Annotated in this window: 16 protein-coding genes; 9 read left to right on the top strand and 7 right to left on the bottom strand. The window is 56.4% G+C overall.

Annotated features, from left to right (window positions below):
- Positions 1-8: 8 nt before the first annotated feature.
- The 4 genes from IPM39_08155 to IPM39_08140 all read left to right on the top strand — a co-directional run bounded on the left by IPM39_08155 (position 9) and on the right by IPM39_08140 (position 4,550).
- On the top strand, positions 9-944 hold the full coding sequence (locus IPM39_08155) for an SH3 domain-containing protein (protein ID MBK8986039.1): 936 nt from the start codon (positions 9-11) through the stop codon (positions 942-944).
- A 1-nt stretch (position 945) separates the two neighbouring features.
- Positions 946-2,340 carry an MFS transporter gene (locus IPM39_08150; protein ID MBK8986038.1) on the top strand — a complete coding sequence of 465 codons (1,395 nt, stop codon included), beginning with the start codon at positions 946-948 and terminating at the stop codon, positions 2,338-2,340.
- Between the two features lie 165 nt (positions 2,341-2,505).
- Positions 2,506-3,369, top strand: coding sequence for a glutaminyl-peptide cyclotransferase (locus tag IPM39_08145; GenBank protein ID MBK8986037.1), 864 nt, complete (start codon positions 2,506-2,508; stop codon positions 3,367-3,369).
- Positions 3,366-4,550 (top strand): MFS transporter, encoded by a 1,185-nt coding sequence (locus tag IPM39_08140; GenBank protein MBK8986036.1) that lies wholly within the window; start codon positions 3,366-3,368, stop codon positions 4,548-4,550. Before IPM39_08145 ends, IPM39_08140 begins: the two co-directional genes overlap by 4 nt.
- A 54-nt stretch (positions 4,551-4,604) precedes the next feature.
- On the opposite strand, the gene IPM39_08135 is transcribed toward IPM39_08140, so the two are convergent.
- Entirely contained in the window at positions 4,605-4,994 is a 390-nt protein-coding gene (locus IPM39_08135; GenBank protein ID MBK8986035.1) for a hypothetical protein, read from the bottom strand.
- 416 nt (positions 4,995-5,410) lie between these two features.
- Between IPM39_08135 and IPM39_08130 the strand changes: the two genes are divergently transcribed.
- The 3 genes from IPM39_08130 to IPM39_08120 all read left to right on the top strand — a co-directional run bounded on the left by IPM39_08130 (position 5,411) and on the right by IPM39_08120 (position 8,949).
- On the top strand, positions 5,411-5,893 hold the full coding sequence (locus IPM39_08130) for a hypothetical protein (GenBank protein ID MBK8986034.1): 483 nt from the start codon (positions 5,411-5,413) through the stop codon (positions 5,891-5,893).
- A gap of 8 nt (positions 5,894-5,901) precedes the next feature.
- The gene (locus IPM39_08125) at positions 5,902-6,297 is read left to right on the top strand and encodes a DUF1801 domain-containing protein (protein MBK8986033.1); all 396 of its coding nucleotides are present in this window, start codon (positions 5,902-5,904) and stop codon (positions 6,295-6,297) included.
- A 519-nt stretch (positions 6,298-6,816) separates the two neighbouring features.
- A complete protein-coding gene (locus tag IPM39_08120) occupies positions 6,817-8,949 on the top strand; it encodes an enoyl-CoA hydratase/isomerase family protein (protein ID MBK8986032.1) in 2,133 nt (710 codons plus the stop codon).
- 192 nt (positions 8,950-9,141) lie between these two features.
- On the opposite strand, the gene IPM39_08115 is transcribed toward IPM39_08120, so the two are convergent.
- From IPM39_08115 to rfbG, 3 genes are all read right to left on the bottom strand, one after another.
- Positions 9,142-9,312 (bottom strand): hypothetical protein, encoded by a 171-nt coding sequence (locus IPM39_08115; GenBank protein ID MBK8986031.1) that lies wholly within the window; start codon positions 9,310-9,312, stop codon positions 9,142-9,144.
- A 54-nt stretch (positions 9,313-9,366) separates the two neighbouring features.
- A protein-coding gene (locus IPM39_08110; GenBank protein ID MBK8986030.1) for an IS1 family transposase occupies positions 9,367-10,093 on the bottom strand; the annotation gives its coding sequence in 2 pieces (ribosomal slippage) (positions 9,367-9,816 and positions 9,818-10,093; 726 coding nt in all).
- Positions 10,094-10,206: 113 nt separating this feature from the next.
- Positions 10,207-11,340 (bottom strand): CDP-glucose 4,6-dehydratase, encoded by a 1,134-nt coding sequence (gene rfbG, locus IPM39_08105; protein MBK8986029.1) that lies wholly within the window; start codon positions 11,338-11,340, stop codon positions 10,207-10,209.
- 271 nt (positions 11,341-11,611) lie between these two features.
- On the opposite strand from rfbG, the gene IPM39_08100 reads away from it, so the two are divergent.
- Positions 11,612-11,878: a NifU family protein gene (locus IPM39_08100; GenBank protein MBK8986028.1), complete on the top strand. Its 267-nt coding sequence runs from the start codon at positions 11,612-11,614 to the stop codon at positions 11,876-11,878.
- 15 nt (positions 11,879-11,893) lie between these two features.
- Here the strand turns inward: IPM39_08100 and IPM39_08095 are convergent, their stop codons facing one another.
- The 3 genes from IPM39_08095 to IPM39_08085 all read right to left on the bottom strand — a co-directional run bounded on the left by IPM39_08095 (position 11,894) and on the right by IPM39_08085 (position 15,084).
- Positions 11,894-12,400, bottom strand: coding sequence for a gluconokinase (locus IPM39_08095; GenBank protein MBK8986027.1), 507 nt, complete (start codon positions 12,398-12,400; stop codon positions 11,894-11,896).
- 1 nt (position 12,401) lies between these two features.
- Positions 12,402-12,797 (bottom strand): pyridoxamine 5'-phosphate oxidase family protein, encoded by a 396-nt coding sequence (locus tag IPM39_08090; protein ID MBK8986026.1) that lies wholly within the window; start codon positions 12,795-12,797, stop codon positions 12,402-12,404.
- 91 nt (positions 12,798-12,888) lie between these two features.
- Positions 12,889-15,084 carry a hypothetical protein gene (locus tag IPM39_08085; GenBank protein ID MBK8986025.1) on the bottom strand — a complete coding sequence of 732 codons (2,196 nt, stop codon included), beginning with the start codon at positions 15,082-15,084 and terminating at the stop codon, positions 12,889-12,891.
- A 248-nt stretch (positions 15,085-15,332) separates the two neighbouring features.
- On the opposite strand from IPM39_08085, the gene IPM39_08080 reads away from it, so the two are divergent.
- Positions 15,333-16,448: a S1 RNA-binding domain-containing protein gene (locus tag IPM39_08080; protein ID MBK8986024.1), complete on the top strand. Its 1,116-nt coding sequence runs from the start codon at positions 15,333-15,335 to the stop codon at positions 16,446-16,448.
- Positions 16,449-16,455 lie beyond the last annotated feature (7 nt).

Genomic DNA, 16,455 nt, shown 5'->3' with positions numbered 1-16,455 from the left:
GGTACGGTATGTCACGACGATTCCTCATCTTCATTCTCCTGACCGGGTTAGGGCTGACAGTCCTGTATGCGCCGCGTCCAAACGCGCCGCGCGCCGCCAGCCTGCCTAATTTCACCATTCCCACGCGCACGCCGATTCCGCCGCCAACGGCCGTGCCCACCGACCCGCCACCCCCACCACCAACCGACCCACCGCCTGGCGCGACGGCCGTGCCGACCAATCCCCCGGCAGTCACCGCCACAAACACCCCCATCGCGGCGACGCTGGCTGCCTCGCCGGTTGGCGGCTTCTTGCCGACGGCCGTCGCCTGCGGCACACCACCAACTATTCAGACACGCGGCAGCACGCGAGTACGTTCCGGCCCCGGAACCGATTATGCCGCTATTGGCGACCTGCTCTCGCGGGAGGTACGGCCGATTGTGGGGCGCGCCGGCAGTGCCACCTGGTGGCTAATCACTCTGGCGAATGGACAAACCGCCTGGGTGTCTAACGAAGTGGTGCTGGTGCAGGGCTACACCGGCGATGTGCCCATCGTAGACGCGCCCCCCATCAATGGCCAGACGCCAACGCCCGGCGCGATATGGCAGCCAACGGCCGTGCCCGGCTGCCCCACATCCACCGCCACGCCGCTGCCACCCACCGCCACCCAACCGCCCACGCCGTCAACAACGCCAACGGCTGTGCCGCCAACCGCCGTGCCGCCAACCATCGAGCCGACGACCAACCCATTGGGTGCTGCGGCTGTGGCCGCGACGGCTACGTCTGTGGTCCCGGCGGGCGCGGCGACCATCAGCGCCCTGGACAGCAGCGCTGAGCCAACGGCGGCAGCGACGGCCGCACCTCTGGACGACGTCGGAAGCGCCGGCAGCGCTGTGCTGCCCTGCGCCAGCGCCATGATCGGCATGGCTGTCGTCGGTTTCCTGATCGGCCGGCGGTTCTGGTAGTTTGCGTAATTCAGCCGCCTTTACATTTGTGGTGTTTATCGGCCTGGCCTCGCTGGACAACGCGGCTGCCGGTATTTTGCCGCCTCTGTACGCCATCATCGCCCGCGAATTCCAGGCGAACGAAGCGGCATTGGGGGTGGTGACGGCCGTTTACATTCTCATTGCCGGGGCGTCGGCTGTGTTTTGGGGCTACCGCGGCGACCGCAGCAATCGGCGCCGGCTGCTGTTGGCGGGCACGTTGATGTGGGGAAGCGCCATGGTGCTGACCGGGTTGGCGGCGACCTTCGCCCAATTTGTGCTCAGCCAGATGATCACGGCCGTTGGTGTGGGCAGCATCGCCTCGGTTGGCTTCAGCGTGATCAGCGATGTTATTCCGGCGCAGCGGCGTGGTCTGGCGTTAAGTTTGTGGGGCATTTCCCAATCGCTGGGCGCGGCATTGGGGGCAATCCTGGCCGGTACGATGGGCGCATTCAACTGGCGCTACCCCTTTTGGTTCATCGCCGCCCTTGGATTTTTGTTCGCCTTCTTATACTTGTTTGTGCAAGAGCCGCGCCGCGGCCAGGCCGAGCCAGAATTGCAAAAGCTGTTTGCAACCGGACAAACATATGAGTACCGCATTACCAGATCGGACTTGCGCCATATTTTCGGCCGGCGGGCCAATATCTGGCTGACGCTGCAACATGTGTTTGCTACGCTGGCTTTTGGCTCCACCGTCTGGGTTCCACGCTGGGCCATTGCCCGCATAGAAAGCCTGGGTTACTCGCTGGAAGTGGCGACCATCGTGGGCAACTGGCTGGTCATTTTGTTTAGCAGCGGCCTGTTTTTTGGCATCGTCGCCGGACATCTGGGCGACCGTTGGCAGAGGTGGGATCCACACGGCCGGGCCAAACTGGCGATGATCGGCACAATTGGGGCAGTGCCTTTTTTCATCATCACCTTTTTTATGCCCATTCAGAACCTCCAACTGGCGGCCGACGGCTCTGTGTGGCAGTTAGCCTGGTCTGTTGTGGTAGCTCTGGTTACCGATGGCGAAATATTGGCGCTGTTTTTGTTCGCTTTTGTGGCCATGGCTTTGCTGGCAATCAATGGCCCCAATTGGGCGGCGTTGATCACCGAGGTTAATTTGCCGGAACATCGCGGCACAGTGATTGGCATGACCAAAGTGGCTGGCGCCGTGAGCAATGCGGCGAGCATCGCCCTAACCAGCCTGCTGCTGGCCTACCTGACACAGTGGGTTTCCCCGCCAGACAATTACGCCTGGGGACTATCCCTCTTCCAACTGTTCGCCATCCCTGCCGGTCTTTGTTACTATGGCGCCCGTCGGGCTATTCCCACCGACATACACAAAGTCCGCCAGACGCTGCAAGAACGGGCGATAACGGCCGTGCAAGCATAAATCCACATATTCAGGCACGGAGAACACAGAGGGAAGAGAAGTTGAACTGTTTTAAGTAATCGTCTAAGAATAACTTCCTGTTTTTTAGATTGGACCAATCTTGGAGATTGGTCCAATCTCACCAGGTTAAAAACATATGAACCCTTAGGAAATATAGGCTGACTTATGTCTACTCTTCGTTATTGGCTAAACCTCTGTTTGCTGTTGGGGGTGTTGGCGGCCTGCGGACAAGACGCGCCGGCTGGGCCGACGGCCTTTCCCAGCCCATCCCCGGCAGCCACACCCACGCCAGCAGCGCTGCAAACGGCCGTCTTGCCGATTGATCCACCCATTTACACCTACGAAATCATCAACGTCTATCCGCATGATCCGGCTGCTTTTACGCAAGGGCTGGTCTATCTGGATGGCATTTTATACGAAGGAACCGGGCTGTACGGCCGTTCGTCCATTCGCCAGACCAACCTGGAAACAGGCGAGGTTTTGTTGCAGCGAGACCTATCGCCAGACTATTTTGGCGAAGGCATTGCCATCTGGCAAGATCGGCTGATCCAGATCACCTGGCAGTCTGGCGTGGGCTTTGTCTATGATCGCGCCAACTTCGAGCCGCGGCGCAGCTTCAGCTACCCCGGCGAAGGCTGGGGCCTGACCCACGACGGCCAACGGCTGATGATGAGCGACGGGACCAACGAGATTCGCTTCTTAGACCCAGAGAGTCTAGCGGAGAACGGCCGTATCCAGGTAACTGACGCCAACGGCCCCATCACCCGATTGAATGAATTGGAATACGTCAACGGCGAAATATGGGCCAACATCTGGCAAACCAACCGCGTCGCCCGTATCGCGCCAGACACCGGTCAGGTGATCGGCTGGATAGACCTGACTGGCCTGCTAGACCCGGCAAGCCTTACCCAACCCATAGACGTCCTCAACGGCATCGCCTACGACGCTGCCCAAGACCGCCTGTTTGTCACCGGCAAATTGTGGCCCAGTCTCTTTGAAATCAAACTCGTGCCCGCAACCAATCCATGAGTTCCCGCCGCAATCAAACAAACGCCCTGGCGTCCCAATCGGGCAAACTGGCAAAAACAGCCGGATATTACGCCACCCTCCTGTGCATCGGTCTGGCCGCCGCCGTCTTGGGGCCGACGCTGCCTGGCCTGGCGGCAAACACCGGCGTCGAACTCAGCCAGATCAGCATATTGTTCACGGCGCGCTCAGTAGGCATTCTGGTGGGCGCGCTGGCCGGTGGGCGCATTTACGACCATTTGCCCGGCCATCCCACGCTGGCGGTCGGCCTGTTCATCATGGCTCTGACCATCGCCATCACGCCGCTGCTGTCGCTTTTATGGCTGCTGGCGCTGATATTGGTTCTAATGGGTTTGGCCGAATCTATGATAGACGTGGGCGCAAACACCATGCTTCCCTGGCTGCATCACGGCAACGTGGCCCCCTATATGAACGGCCTGCACTTCTTTTTTGGCGTCGGCGCACTGCTGTCGCCGATTATCGTGGCCCAGGTTGTGCTGCGCAGCGGCGAAATCACCTGGGCTTTTTGGCTGTTGGCGCTGGTCATGCTGCCAGTGGCGGCCTGGATAGCGCCGCAGAGCAGCCCGCGGCCGGTGGCAACGGCAACGGCCGTATCCACCACCGCCCGCCCCAATTACGCACTCATCAGCCTGATTACCCTGCTGTTTTTCCTGTACGTGGGCAGCGAAGTCAGCTTTGGCGGCTGGATTTACACGTATGCTGTCAATTCCGGTCTGGCTAACGTCACTGCGGCCGCCTATCTCACATCTTCGTTTTGGGGGGCGCTCACAGTGGGCCGGTTGTTGTCTGTGCCGCTGGCAAACGTGACCCGGCCGCGCAAAATTATCGCTCTGGGCATTGCCGGCAGTTTGTTTAGCATGGGCGTGCTGCTGCTGTGGTCGGCGTCTACCTGGGCTTTGTGGCTGGGCACGCTTAGCCTGGGCTTTTCATTTGCGCCTATCTTCCCTACCACCCTGTCGCTGGCCGAACGCAACATGCCGGTGACTGGCAAAACCACCGGCTGGTTTTTTGCCGGAGCGAGCGTGGGCGGCATGACGCTGCCCTGGTTGGTGGGGCAGTTGTTTGACGCGACCGGCCCTTATGCGGCAATGGTGGCGATTGGGCTGGGGGTGTTGGGCACGGCCGTTGTCTTTGTGGCGCTGCTGCTGTACCTAACGAGGTGACATCTGACAAGGTGACAAACATGTCAGATTGTGCCCTTTACGGGTTATACATGTTTAGATTGGACAAATCTTCTGAGATTTGTCCAATCTTCCGTACCACAGAGGTACGGAATTAAAATTGTAAACCCTCCGTGTTCTCTGTGCCGTCGTCGTGCAACTGCGGGCCGCTGCACCGTTTCGTGAACGATTAAAACCCTTCGGGTCTTCCGCTATCATATGGCGCACCACTTCTAGCAAGTCGCGCACAATATTGCTGGTGCGGCGGCTCTGGTTAACAATCTGGTCCAGGTCGCGCTCTATCTCCGGCGAGACGCCTTTGCGCTGCAATAACTGTGCATAAAGGATCGTCGCGGCAGGGGGTTGTTCGGCCATGCGCGCCAGATAGTAGACTTCGGTCTCTTTGTGTGGCGTGTCCGTGTAGAGGTGAAGAACGGTCGTATCCATGCCGGAAACATTTAGAGCCGCGTTCAAGCAAATGTCTATGGCGTCTTCCAGGCCATTGGCGGAACACAGCGCCAGGCTCAGTTCAAGCTGTTGGCGCAGCAGACGATGGGGGTCACTTTACCATACCGCCACCAATGTGGAGCGCGAAAATCCTGTTCGCCGGTAACGCCAAAAGACGGGTATGCGATTGCCCTGATTGAGATAGGGAAAACTTGACTCTATCGAACATATATTCTATTAGTGCTGCACGAAAACGCTCTAGAAGGGATTACCAGATTGTCTTCTTTTCAGCCACTCTTTCAACAGACCACAGAGCGTAGAGGACATAAAAATCAAATCCGAAAGATGTGTGCCCTCTGTGCCTCTTGGGTGAAATTTCGCAGAGGTCTGGCAGTTATGTTTTTAGGAGGAAACCGATGTCTACCCCCATTCAGTCTGAACATTTCCGCAGCGCCCTGTACAGCCTGCTCGATGAAACCTTCGACAATGTACAGGGAATCTATCTCGACAAAGGCACATCCATGTTTGAAACCCTGGTCGGCATTTCGGCCGCAGAAGCCTCCGTACCGGTAGGAGGGCAATGCGCCACGCTGGCAGCACAGGTCAAACACGTCGCTTTCTATCTGGATGTGCTGGAGAAAAACGTGCGCAGCCAGCAGTTTGAGCGCGTAGATTGGGGCCAAATCTGGCGCGAGACCAGCACTGTCAGCCCGCAAGAATGGGAGGCGATTAAGCAGGCGCTGCGCGAGAGTTACAACCGCATCAAAGCCCTCATCAACGACACGGCCGAATGGCCTACCGACTGGCACATTAGCGGAGCGATTGGCACCGTCGTCCACACGGCCTACCATCTGGGCGAAATACGGCAAGCCCTATGCACCCTAAAATCGGCGAGGTAAACCATAAAATGGACCCATCCACTCCCAAAAACATAGATGAATATATCGCCAGCTTCCCCGCCGATATTCAAGAGATTCTGACAAAAATCAGGCTGATCATTCGTGAAGCGGCCCCCGACGCCGAAGAGACCATTAAATATCAGATGCCAACCTTCGTGCTGAATGGCAATCTGGTCCATTTTGCGGCGTTCAGGCGGCATATCGGGTTTTACCCTGTGCCGTCGGGCATTGAGAAATTCCAGCATGAGTTATCTGCTTATGAAGGGGGAAAGGGTTCCGTGCAGTTTCCATTGAGCAAACCCATACCCTTTGACTTGATCAGCAGAATTGTGGCGTTCCGGGTGGAGGAGAATCTGGCAAAAGCAGCCAAAAAAGGGAAAAAACAAGGTGACGCCAGACAATGAAGACTATCCCCGACATTTTTGTCACCTTGTCAGATGTTACCTTGTCACCTTGTCAGGTATAACGGACCACATGAAGAATACTTTATCGGCGGGAATGTCTCGGCTACGGTCCTCTTTAGCCCCATTTACGGAGCGTCATTTTTAGCCTGGGGAAGTAGCTCCAGGCGCAGCGGACACCCGGCGACGACCAGCTAAAGCGCCGGTCTACAAAACAACGCCGGGCAAACCCGGCTGTTTCCCTTTGCCACCGATTGACCCCAAAATATTGAGAAGATACATTCAACCCATCAAGTCCCCAAGACCCATATTTTCTTTTGCATGGAAGGCTTCTATAATTGTAGGCAGCAACATAGCCGTGTTCAGGAGTCAGCAACCAGTTTGCCAACGCAGACGACCACTCACAAACCCCACCGAACACTGAACACCGAACACCGAACACTAAACACTGAATACTGTGACCCATGACCCGTCCTGAATCTAATTGACACCAAGACATTCCCATGTCACTGGGGGAGAATGATGGCCTTTCACTACGAAAAAGATGAACAAAATATCGTTACGCTGACGGTGGATATGCCAGGACGTTCGGCGAACGTGCTGAATGATGAATTTGGCGCGGGGTTCCGGGTGGCGCTGGACCAACTGGCGGCCGAAACGGAGCTAACCGGCGTCATTCTAACGTCGGCCAAGAAGACTTTTTTGGCGGGGGCGGATTTGGAAATGATTGTGGCGGCGACGGAGGCAACGGCCGTCTTCCACAACAGCCAACAACTCAAAGCCGGCTTTCGCCAGCTAGAGACGCTGGGCAAGCCAGTCGTCGCCGCGCTGAACGGCGCGGCATTGGGCGGCGGCCTGGAGCTGGCCCTGGCCTGCCACCACCGCATCGCCATCAACGATCCGCGCAGCAAATTCGGCTTCCCTGAAGTAACCCTGGGCCTCATTCCCGGCGGCGGCGGGATCGTGCGCCTGACACGCATGATCGGCTTGCAGCCGGCCTTCCCTATTTTGTCTGAAGGCCCACAGATGAATCCAGAGGCGGCCAGAGCGGCCGGCCTGGTTGACGACCTGGCCGCCGACCACGACGAGATGATGGACAAGGCGCGGGCCTGGATTCTGGCCCACCCCCAGGCCAAACAGCCGTGGGACCAGCCGGGCTACAAAATGCCAGGCGGGGATCCGCGACGGCCGTCTATCACCCAAATGCTGGCCATCGCTCCGGCCATCCTCAAAAAACAAACCTACGGCAACTACCCGGCCGCCGAAGCGATCATGGCGGCGGCCGTTGAAGGGGCAGTGGTGGATTTGGACACGGCCGCACGCATCGAATCGCGCTATTTCGCCCATGTCGCCACCGGCCAAACCGCCAAAAACATGATCAACGCCTTCTGGTTCCAACTCAACCAGATCAACGCCGGAGCCAGCCGCCCGGCAGACGCACCGCCACAGACAACACAAAAAGTCGGCGTGTTGGGCGCGGGCATGATGGGGCACGGCATCGCCTACGTCTCGGCTTATGCGGGCATGGATGTGGTGTTAAAAGATGTGGACCAGGCACGGGCGGAAGCGGGCAAGGCGCACATCGAGGCCATTGCCAACAAGCGGGTGGCGCGGGGCAAAATGAGCCAGGCGCAGAAGCAAGAAATTCTGGGGCGCATCACCCCCACCGGCGATGCAGCCGATTTACACGGCTGCGACCTGATCATCGAAGCGGTGTTTGAGGACCGGGAGTTGAAGGCCAAAGTGACGCAGGAGGCGGAGGCGCAGGTGGAGGAAACGGCCGTTTTCGCCTCCAACACCTCCACCTTACCCATCACCGGGCTGGCCGAACACTCTTTGCGGCCGGCCAATTTCGTCGGCCTGCACTTCTTCTCGCCGGTAGATAAAATGCGCCTGGTGGAAATCATCATTGGGGCACAGACCAGCCCGGAGACATTGGCGAAGGCGTTCGACTATGTGCTGCAAATTCGCAAAACGCCCATTGTCGTCAACGACAGCCGGGGGTTCTACACCTCGCGGGTGTTCAGCACCTACGTGCAGGAAGGGCAGGCGCTTCTAGGCGAAGGGCAGCACCCCCGCGCCATTGAGATGGCCGGGCTGCAAGCCGGGATGCCGGTTGGTCCACTGGCGCTGTCCGACGAGGTGAGCCTGGGGCTGATGCTGCACATCCGCGAACAAACGCGTAAGGACCTGGCAGCCGAGGGTAAAACCGTGGCAGCCCACCCCAGTGACCGGGTATTGGATGTGATGACCGGGGAATACGGCCGTTACGGCAAAGCCAAAGGCGCCGGTTTCTACGAGTACCCGGCCAACGGTGGTGGCAAGTATCTCTGGCCGGAACTGCAAACCCTCTTCCCCCTGCAAGGTGAAAAACTGTCGCAAACCGAAATGATCGAGCGCCTGATGTTTGTCCAGGCGTTGGAGACGGTGCGCTGCTACGAAGAAGGGGTGTTAACCTCGGTGGCTGACGCCAACATTGGCAGTATTTTTGGTTGGGGCTTTGCGCCGTTTAAGGGGGGCACGCTGCAATACATCAACGATTACGGCGTGGCAAAATTCGTCGCCCGCAGTGAGGAATTGGCTCAGAAGTACGGCGCACGCTTCCAACCACCCGCCTTGCTGCGAGAAATGAACGACAAGGGGGGAACGTTTTAGTACCCGTAAGCCGTAAGCCGTGACCCGTAGGGCGCTAACTCTGGTGGATGCCAACGGAAAACGGTATAGGGACTTCGGTTTACGGCTTCTGGCAGCCAGAACGTTGCCAGCCTCCGGCGCAGGCACATGCGTGCCCCAGGCCACCCATATTTTCAGGCAACGGCCGTCGCCTCAATCTCAATAGACATTATCCTAAATAAGATCGAGCAGGTTAATGGTCTCAACTGCATGACGGAATGAAACACGTAAATTGTGTAAACCGCAGGCTATGGCCATGACCAGGTCGTCAAAACTTGTTTTCCAATTACGTAAAACATCCTTAACAATCCGGCACCGCTTGACGCCAGCTATCACGTTTTCCACAATGATACGTCCAGAAGCGATAGCCTTATTCAAAAAGCGGGTAGTGGTTAACTGTTAACTGATAACCGCTGAATTATACTCATGAATAAATAGCCTGAGAGCAATTTCGTGATACTCGTCGGACTTAGAAAAGGACAAGGTCTTGCGAACAAAACGGGCCAGTCGCTGCCGTAAGGTATTGTTCCACCTCTCCACATGGGCAGTTTCACCTGTTTCTTTGCCCACTGATTGGTGGTTCTGGCCTAACAGACCAAAGACCGGCTGATAGGTCTCCCAGAAGTCGCTAAAGGTGTGGCAATGACGATAGGCCGGGGGAATCCATTGCCAAAGCCGCCAGCAGCTTTCTTCACCACAGTCGCCAATGAAAAAGGAAACGACCTGACGGGTACGCCGACAGAGGGCAATCCAAATCCAGCGCTTATTCTCTTTCTGGCCGACAAATGACCATAATTCATCCAGTTCCAAGACATCATCAGCTTGACTCTCAACCAGTGATTCAGTTAAAGGAGGCAGTTGCTCGGCTCTTTTTAAGCCATTGGGCGACCGTTTGGCGGCAGACACCAAAGGTGCGTTCCAAGCCGCGCAAGCTGGATCGTTCATGATAGGCCCGCAGAATCTTTTCTCGTCGTTCCGGTGGATATTTGACCTCTGGGTTCAAGGTGCCATAAGCACCACAGACACGACAGTGAAATTTCTGCTTACCCTGCTTCGTCTGACCATTCTTGACAATGTCAAGGCTACCGCAACGCGTACATTCATAAGTTATGGTTTCGTGAATCATACCCACTATTCTACATCTATCAGTCGTAAATTAACCACTACCCCGGGCCAAGCCCGGTATGAGCAAACTACCCTTTACAAATCTATTTCTATCAGGTTGTCACATGGTCCGGGCTATCTCGTCCAACCCACGCCCACAGCGCGGGCGTGGTCTACGTAGGTTTGCAGATGGGCACGGTTGGCTTCATGCATATTGGCCGACTCGTCGGCCGACGAGCCGGCTGCGGACTGGAAAATCTTATACCAACCGACAATTTCAGCCAGCGCTTTTTCCCAGTTGTACACCGGCCGCCAATCCAGCCGGGTGGCCGCTTTGTCCCAACTGAGGCGCAGGTGGCCTGTTTCTGACTTTTCCAATTCAGGATGGGTATGAACCCAGGAGCCAGACCCCCACAATTCAACCAGCCGCTCGGCCAACGCCCCGGCCGTGACTCCTTTTTGCTCCAACGGGCCAAAGTTCCACGGTTCGGCGAAGGCGGGACCTTCTTGCAGCAGTTTGACAGCCACCCACATATAGCCGCTGATAGGTTCTAAGACGTGCTGCCACGGCCGTACACTCAAGGGATTACGAATTTGAATCGCTTCGCCGGCCATCAGGGCGCGCATACAGTCGGGGACCAGGCGATAATCGGCAAAATCGCCGCCGCCAATGACGTTGCCGGCGCGCACGGTGGCGATGGCCACGCCATGTTTGTCATACGTCCGGGCGGGGAAATAAGATTCACGGTAGGAGGCGATGGCTAGTTCGGCCATCGCTTTGCTGGCGCTGTAGGGGTCATAATCGCCAAGGGGGTCGCTTTCCCGGTAGCCCCAAATCCATTCCTGATTGGCGTACACTTTGTCGGTGGTCACGCACACCACCGATTTTACCGAATTGGTTGCCCGCACCGCTTCCAGGACGTTGACCGTGCCCATGGCGTTGGTATCCAGCGTCAATTTCGGCTCGGCCAGCGAGCGGAAGACGATAGGCTGAGCGGCCAGGTGGAAAACAATCGTCGGGCGGTACGTTTCGATGACCGCCTGCACCGCCGCCAAATCGCGGATGTCGCCGCGCACGTCGGTGACGTGTTGGCTGAGGCCGGAGACGACGAAGTTGCTGGGGGTGGTAGGCGCTTCGTCCAGGCTAAAGCCGACTACGCGCGCGCCCAATTCTAACAGCCAGGCAGTTAACCAGGAGCCTTTAAACCCGGTATGGCCGGTAACCAGCACCGTCTGCCCTTCAAACGCATTGGCAAAGAGATCTTTCATGGTTCGTATGCCCTTTGAGATGGATTAAAAAGTAGAGAAAATCCGGCGGACTCTGTCCACGCTCATTTTGCTGCAAATGGTATCATGGTTGGCAGGATTGAACCAACAGGGGAGGATGGGCAACGGCCGTTCCCCATCCCAATCGGTATTATCACCTGGCGGCATTTTCGCAGCAATTTCTAAGACCACAAAAGCTGTTTTGTGATACCCTTATGAATAGTTAAATGGTCAGCAAATTAGTTCCACAGGTGTGGTGTGAAGGAGTAAATAAATGTCACAATCTACAGACAGCCCTGAATTGAACAACGATGCTCCCGAAGAAGAGCGGATGCGCGCACTGGTTGATTCGTTAAGCGCCTATATCGAACATTTTCACGGTGGCGCAGTGAAAATGGTGGCGTATGAAGGGCAGGTTTTGCAAGTACACATGATGGGCGCTTGTGATGGCTGTTCGTTGGCCCCGGTAACGCTGCACGGTTGGGTAGAGGGGACTGTAAGGCAGTTTTTCCCTGAACTCAAGGCGGTTGAGGCTGTTTAGAAATCAAAGTAACTGTTATGTTGAGTGGTCGGTCGGTCGGTTGGCGTAGATTTGAGCCAACACATCGCCGATTGGCGCAGTAATATCTACGCGCAGCGCTTCAGATATGTCCGGTGGCTCTAAGGCCGCAAATTGGCTGCGCAACATGGTGGCCTTCATGTAATGGGCGTCACGCTGCTGCAGCCGCCGCCAGATGAGATCGAACTCGCCGTGTAAGTAAACGAATTTCACCTGATCGGAGATGCGCAGCCGGTCGCGGTACTGTTTTTTTAGGGCAGAACAGGCGAACACGGCCGTTTCCTCTCTTCCTATCTGTTCCCCAATCAAGACCGCCAATTGGTCCAGCCAGGGTTCCCGCTCGGCGTCCGTCAGCGGCGCGCCACCAGCCATTTTGGCCACGTTTTCTGGCGAATGGAAATCATCGCCATCGTAAAAGGGGCAGTTCAACTGCGCCGCCAGCGCCCGCCCCACCGTACTTTTGCCGCAGCCAGAGACACCCATCAGGATGTAAACGGCCGTCATGTCAGGACACCTGAGCCACACGCCTGGGTTTGAGGCGCAGCACAACAAAAACCTCATCTCGCCACGCGGCCAGATCTTCTTCTGCTTTCTCCGCAGATTCGTAATGGTTGGTGATGCGCGCCGCCATGCGGTGGTCCGGGTCGTCTTCCACCGTCAGGTCGCCGTCAATCAGATAACCAGGGCTGCCAGCAGGATCGCCGCCAAGCGAGAGGCAGCCTTTGGGGTTCGCCAGAGCGTTTTTAACTTTGCGCGTACCGCGTAGGCTAAATACCAGCAAATCGTCACCATCCAGCATAAACCAGACCGGTACGGTGTGCGGATAGCCGTCCGGGCGAACGGTGCTGAATCTAGCAATTGTCGGCTGCATTAACAAAGTGCGGAGTTGATCATCAAACATCGTAGCCTCCAGGTTTAAGGGGGTAAGGGACAGCGGGTCGCCCCACTGAACACTGAACACTGAACACTGAACACTGAACACCAGCTTCCACTCACGGCCGCCGTGGCCCAATCTCCACTTGATCCAAAACAATATACTGGGCCGCTTCCCCGGTCTGGTTTGCCACCAGCAGCGGGCCGGCGGTCGTGTCAAAACCCAGGATGAGATCATAAACGCCAGGAACAGCCTCGGCGGGAATCAAAATGGCGCGCTGCTCCACCAGACAATCGCCCACTTCCCAAGAAGCCAGCGGCGCGCCAAAACGAATGGGGCCATCATACCCGTTAATGCTCCCGCCGGCCGAAATCAGGTGGACAAACAGGTGATGATATTCTGGCAAAGGCCCACGACGGCAAATGGAGAGCTGCACCCCCAGCGTGTCGTTGGGCGGAAACTGCTCCTGGCTTAGGCTGAAGCGGTCCAGGCCAAAGCTCTCGCCAAACTGGGCGTTGGCCGGCTGCCAGACCAGTGGCAGGGGCAAATTGGCATAATTTACCAATTCAAAGCCGCCAACCCAACTGCTGTTGGCCCGAAAAATCTGCTCATTTAACCACCATTCCAAATCCTTGCCGGAATTGTCTGGCAAAATGTGAACACGGTCCATGATCAGCGTTACCCGTTGGCCGCTGGTTTTTTGCAAAATCGGCGCAAAACCGTCCGTGGTGGTGGGCGAGTACCAATGATGGGTAAAGCGTCCTTTCAAGAAGCCCAGGTAGAAGTAAATGTGGAACTCGTTGGACATGGTGACCAACGTATAGGGGTTATTGTCGGTTCCGGCGGCCCAGCGGGCCAAAGCGCGCCCCTCGTCGGCTGTCAGGCCAGGATAACCGGGGGTGGCGGCCGAACCCCAGGCCAGCAGGACGGCCGTCGCCCACAGCGGCGGTAGAAGAAGGGTGACGGCCGTTACCCGCCCACGCAGCGCCAACCAGCCCAGGCCCAACGCCAGCAGCACGGCCGTTCCCCATCCAACCGCTAATCGGCCAGAAAAGGCCAGACGGCCGTCCAAGTCTGGGTGCAGCCAAAGCAAATCCAGCGCGTCTGAACCCCAACGCGCCAACTGCACCAGCGGCGGCGACAAGGCCACATTGGCCAACGCTAACCCCGTCGTCTCCTCTGGCCGCAGCGCCGACCGGTACAACGGTTCAGAACCAACACCCCAATCAGCGGTGGACACCGCCGCCTGCAACAACAACCCCAGCAGCAGCAGCCCAACAGTCAGGCCCCGCCAAACCGGATGGCGCAGATGGTCCCACAGAGCCGCCACGCCCAGAAAAAACAACGGCAAGGCCGGCAGCAAAAATCGTGGACCCCAAGATTGGCCGCCATACCAGGCGGCATAACCGCTGTAAGCCACAACCAGGGCTAACAGCGGCAGCCCGGCCGCCAGCGCTGCCGCCCGGTGGCGCGAAGCCAACCACACCAGGCCAAACGCCGCCAGCAATATGCTCGGCGAGTAAAAAATCAGCCCTTTGCCAGGGCTAAAAAGCTGCCCATAAATGCGCAGCAGCCCTCCCTGCCAGGCGTAATTGGTCCAATTTGCCAGGCTGGATGAGCCACCAAACCGCAATAAAAAAGCCGCCTGAAAAAGAACAGCAAAAACGACCATAACCACAGCCAGCACAGCGCCAACTTTGGCCCACTGCCGCTTACCATCCATACCCGCCAATGCCGCCAGCAAAACCAGCGGAATCCCGGCAATGGCTGATGATTTAACCAGGAGAGTCAGGCACAACGCCAAAACCCCGGTCACAGCCCACCGACGCTGCCCGCCATATCGCCAGGCCAGCAGGCCATATAAACCCACCATCCAGCCAAACCCGACCAATGGTTCGCGGTAAAAAGAACGGGCATACGGCCAGGCCAGGGTCGTCAGACCAAAAGCCAGGGCCGCCATAATACTCGCCGGGTGGGAGTAATTTAACAATCGGGCGGCAGCGTAGAGGAACACGGCCGTCAACGCCGTTAACAGCGGATTCAACAACATCGTCGTCTGGATGTTGTTAAAACGTTCACCACGCTGCGCCAGCCAATAAAGCGGCGCCGCCGCGATGGCATATCCTGGCTCGCTTGGCCCTACGGGATTATGGTAAGCGGCAAAATTGAGCTGCGGCGCAGTCCATTCGCCGTGCTGCACCAGGCTTTCGCTGTGTGCGTATAAGGATAGTTCGTCAATGGAGGTGAAACGGCCGTTAAACGTAAACAGATACATGCAATAAAGAAAAGCAAACAATGCCAGGGCCGCAACCATCACCTTCGGGGAACTTGTGGAATCACATTTCATTAACGCTATTTTTAACGGGTTTTACAAATTTGTTCAAATATTATGGCCTAAAAGAGTGACATATGAGCTTGATTAACACCAGAGAGCGCGTATTGCCAATACCACTAAACTCAGTATAATCAAGGAAAATGCTAGATCATATCTGGTACAAGAGAGGGCAAAACATCTTGGCAAGCAATTCAATTGGATCGGGGAGCGGTGTTGCGGAACACCTAATGGACTTCTTGTTACAGACTGATTTTAACCTACCGGTAGCTGGCGAAATCCGCTACGGATATGTTGTAGAACACCGCAACAACGAAGTATTAGTAGACATTGGCGCAAAATCTGAAGGTGTCATCACCAATCGCGAAGTCGAAACGCTCGACGAAAAAATGCGCGTCAATTTAGCCATCGGTAATAAAATCCCAGTTTTTATCGTGGACCCAGAAGATGAATCTGGCAACATTATCTTGTCTTATGTCAAGGCGGCGGCAGAACAAGATTGGCTGGATGCAGAAAATCTGTTGGATACCCAAGAAGTCTATGAAACGGTGGTGGTCGGTTTTAACCGGGGCGGCATTCTTGTTAAGGTGGGGCATTTGCGCGGTTTTGTACCGAATTCGCAGTTGCACCCATCCAATCAGGCTGCTGTCAAAAACGATACTGATCAACCCTCTTTTCACAAGCTGGTCGGCAAAAAAATATTCCTCAAAGTCATCGAAGCCAACCGCGAGCGCAACCGCTTGATCCTTTCTGAAAAGGCGGCCGCGCAAGAAGTGCGTGAAGCGCGCCGCGGGCAGCTTTTGGATTCTATTCAAGAAGGCGACATTCATGAAGGGCGCGTTGTCAATCTAGCCGATTTTGGCGCATTCATTGACATTGGCGGTATTGAAGGATTGGTCCATCTGTCTGAACTGAGTTGGAAGCGCGTCAACAACCCCGCTGAGAAACTAAGCGTCGGCGACACTGTACAGGTTTGCGTGCTTAAAATAGACCAGGAACGTCAACGGCTTGCCCTGAGCATCAAGCGACTAGAAGCCGATCCGTGGACATTGATCAAAGAAATGTACCACGAGGGGCAGTTGACAACAGCAACCATCACCAAACTGACCAAATTTGGCGCATTTGCTCGCTTGCATGACGAGTACGAACTGGAGGGACTTATCCACATTTCTGAGTTGTCGGGCGAACATGTCACCCATCCGCGCGAAGTGGTTAAACCGTCGCAAGAAGTCACCGTTCGCATCATTCGTATAGATTCGGATCAAAGACAGCTTGGTCTTAGCTTAAAACAGGTGGCGTCCGCTGAGTATCTAGAAGCTGACCTGGAGATGCTTAACTCTGCTTAAGTAAATC

The sequence above is a fragment of the Candidatus Leptovillus gracilis genome (assembly GCA_016716065.1).
GTDB lineage: Bacteria > Chloroflexota > Anaerolineae > Promineifilales > Promineifilaceae > Leptovillus > Leptovillus gracilis.
Note: the sequence above shows the minus strand (reverse complement) of the source record. Positions and strands in the feature narration are given on the sequence as shown.

What these genes read in the sequence shown, in the direction of transcription:
- IPM39_08085 (MBK8986025.1), bottom strand. Translation starts at nt 15,084, where the DNA reads ATGGTTGCGGCCCTGGCATTGTTTGCTTTTCTTTATTGCATGTATCTG.
- rfbG (MBK8986029.1), bottom strand. Translation starts at nt 11,340, where the DNA reads ATGAAAGATCTCTTTGCCAATGCGTTTGAAGGGCAGACGGTGCTGGTT.
- IPM39_08125 (MBK8986033.1), top strand. Translation starts at nt 5,902, where the DNA reads ATGGACCCATCCACTCCCAAAAACATAGATGAATATATCGCCAGCTTC.
- IPM39_08140 (MBK8986036.1), top strand. Translation starts at nt 3,366, where the DNA reads ATGAGTTCCCGCCGCAATCAAACAAACGCCCTGGCGTCCCAATCGGGC.
- IPM39_08120 (MBK8986032.1), top strand. Translation starts at nt 6,817, where the DNA reads ATGGCCTTTCACTACGAAAAAGATGAACAAAATATCGTTACGCTGACG.
- IPM39_08130 (MBK8986034.1), top strand. Translation starts at nt 5,411, where the DNA reads ATGTCTACCCCCATTCAGTCTGAACATTTCCGCAGCGCCCTGTACAGC.
- IPM39_08155 (MBK8986039.1), top strand. Translation starts at nt 9, where the DNA reads ATGTCACGACGATTCCTCATCTTCATTCTCCTGACCGGGTTAGGGCTG.
- IPM39_08135 (MBK8986035.1), bottom strand. Translation starts at nt 4,994, where the DNA reads ATGGATACGACCGTTCTTCACCTCTACACGGACACGCCACACAAAGAG.
- IPM39_08145 (MBK8986037.1), top strand. Translation starts at nt 2,506, where the DNA reads ATGTCTACTCTTCGTTATTGGCTAAACCTCTGTTTGCTGTTGGGGGTG.
- IPM39_08090 (MBK8986026.1), bottom strand. Translation starts at nt 12,797, where the DNA reads ATGTTTGATGATCAACTCCGCACTTTGTTAATGCAGCCGACAATTGCT.
- IPM39_08095 (MBK8986027.1), bottom strand. Translation starts at nt 12,400, where the DNA reads ATGACGGCCGTTTACATCCTGATGGGTGTCTCTGGCTGCGGCAAAAGT.
- IPM39_08100 (MBK8986028.1), top strand. Translation starts at nt 11,612, where the DNA reads ATGTCACAATCTACAGACAGCCCTGAATTGAACAACGATGCTCCCGAA.
- IPM39_08080 (MBK8986024.1), top strand. Translation starts at nt 15,333, where the DNA reads ATGGACTTCTTGTTACAGACTGATTTTAACCTACCGGTAGCTGGCGAA.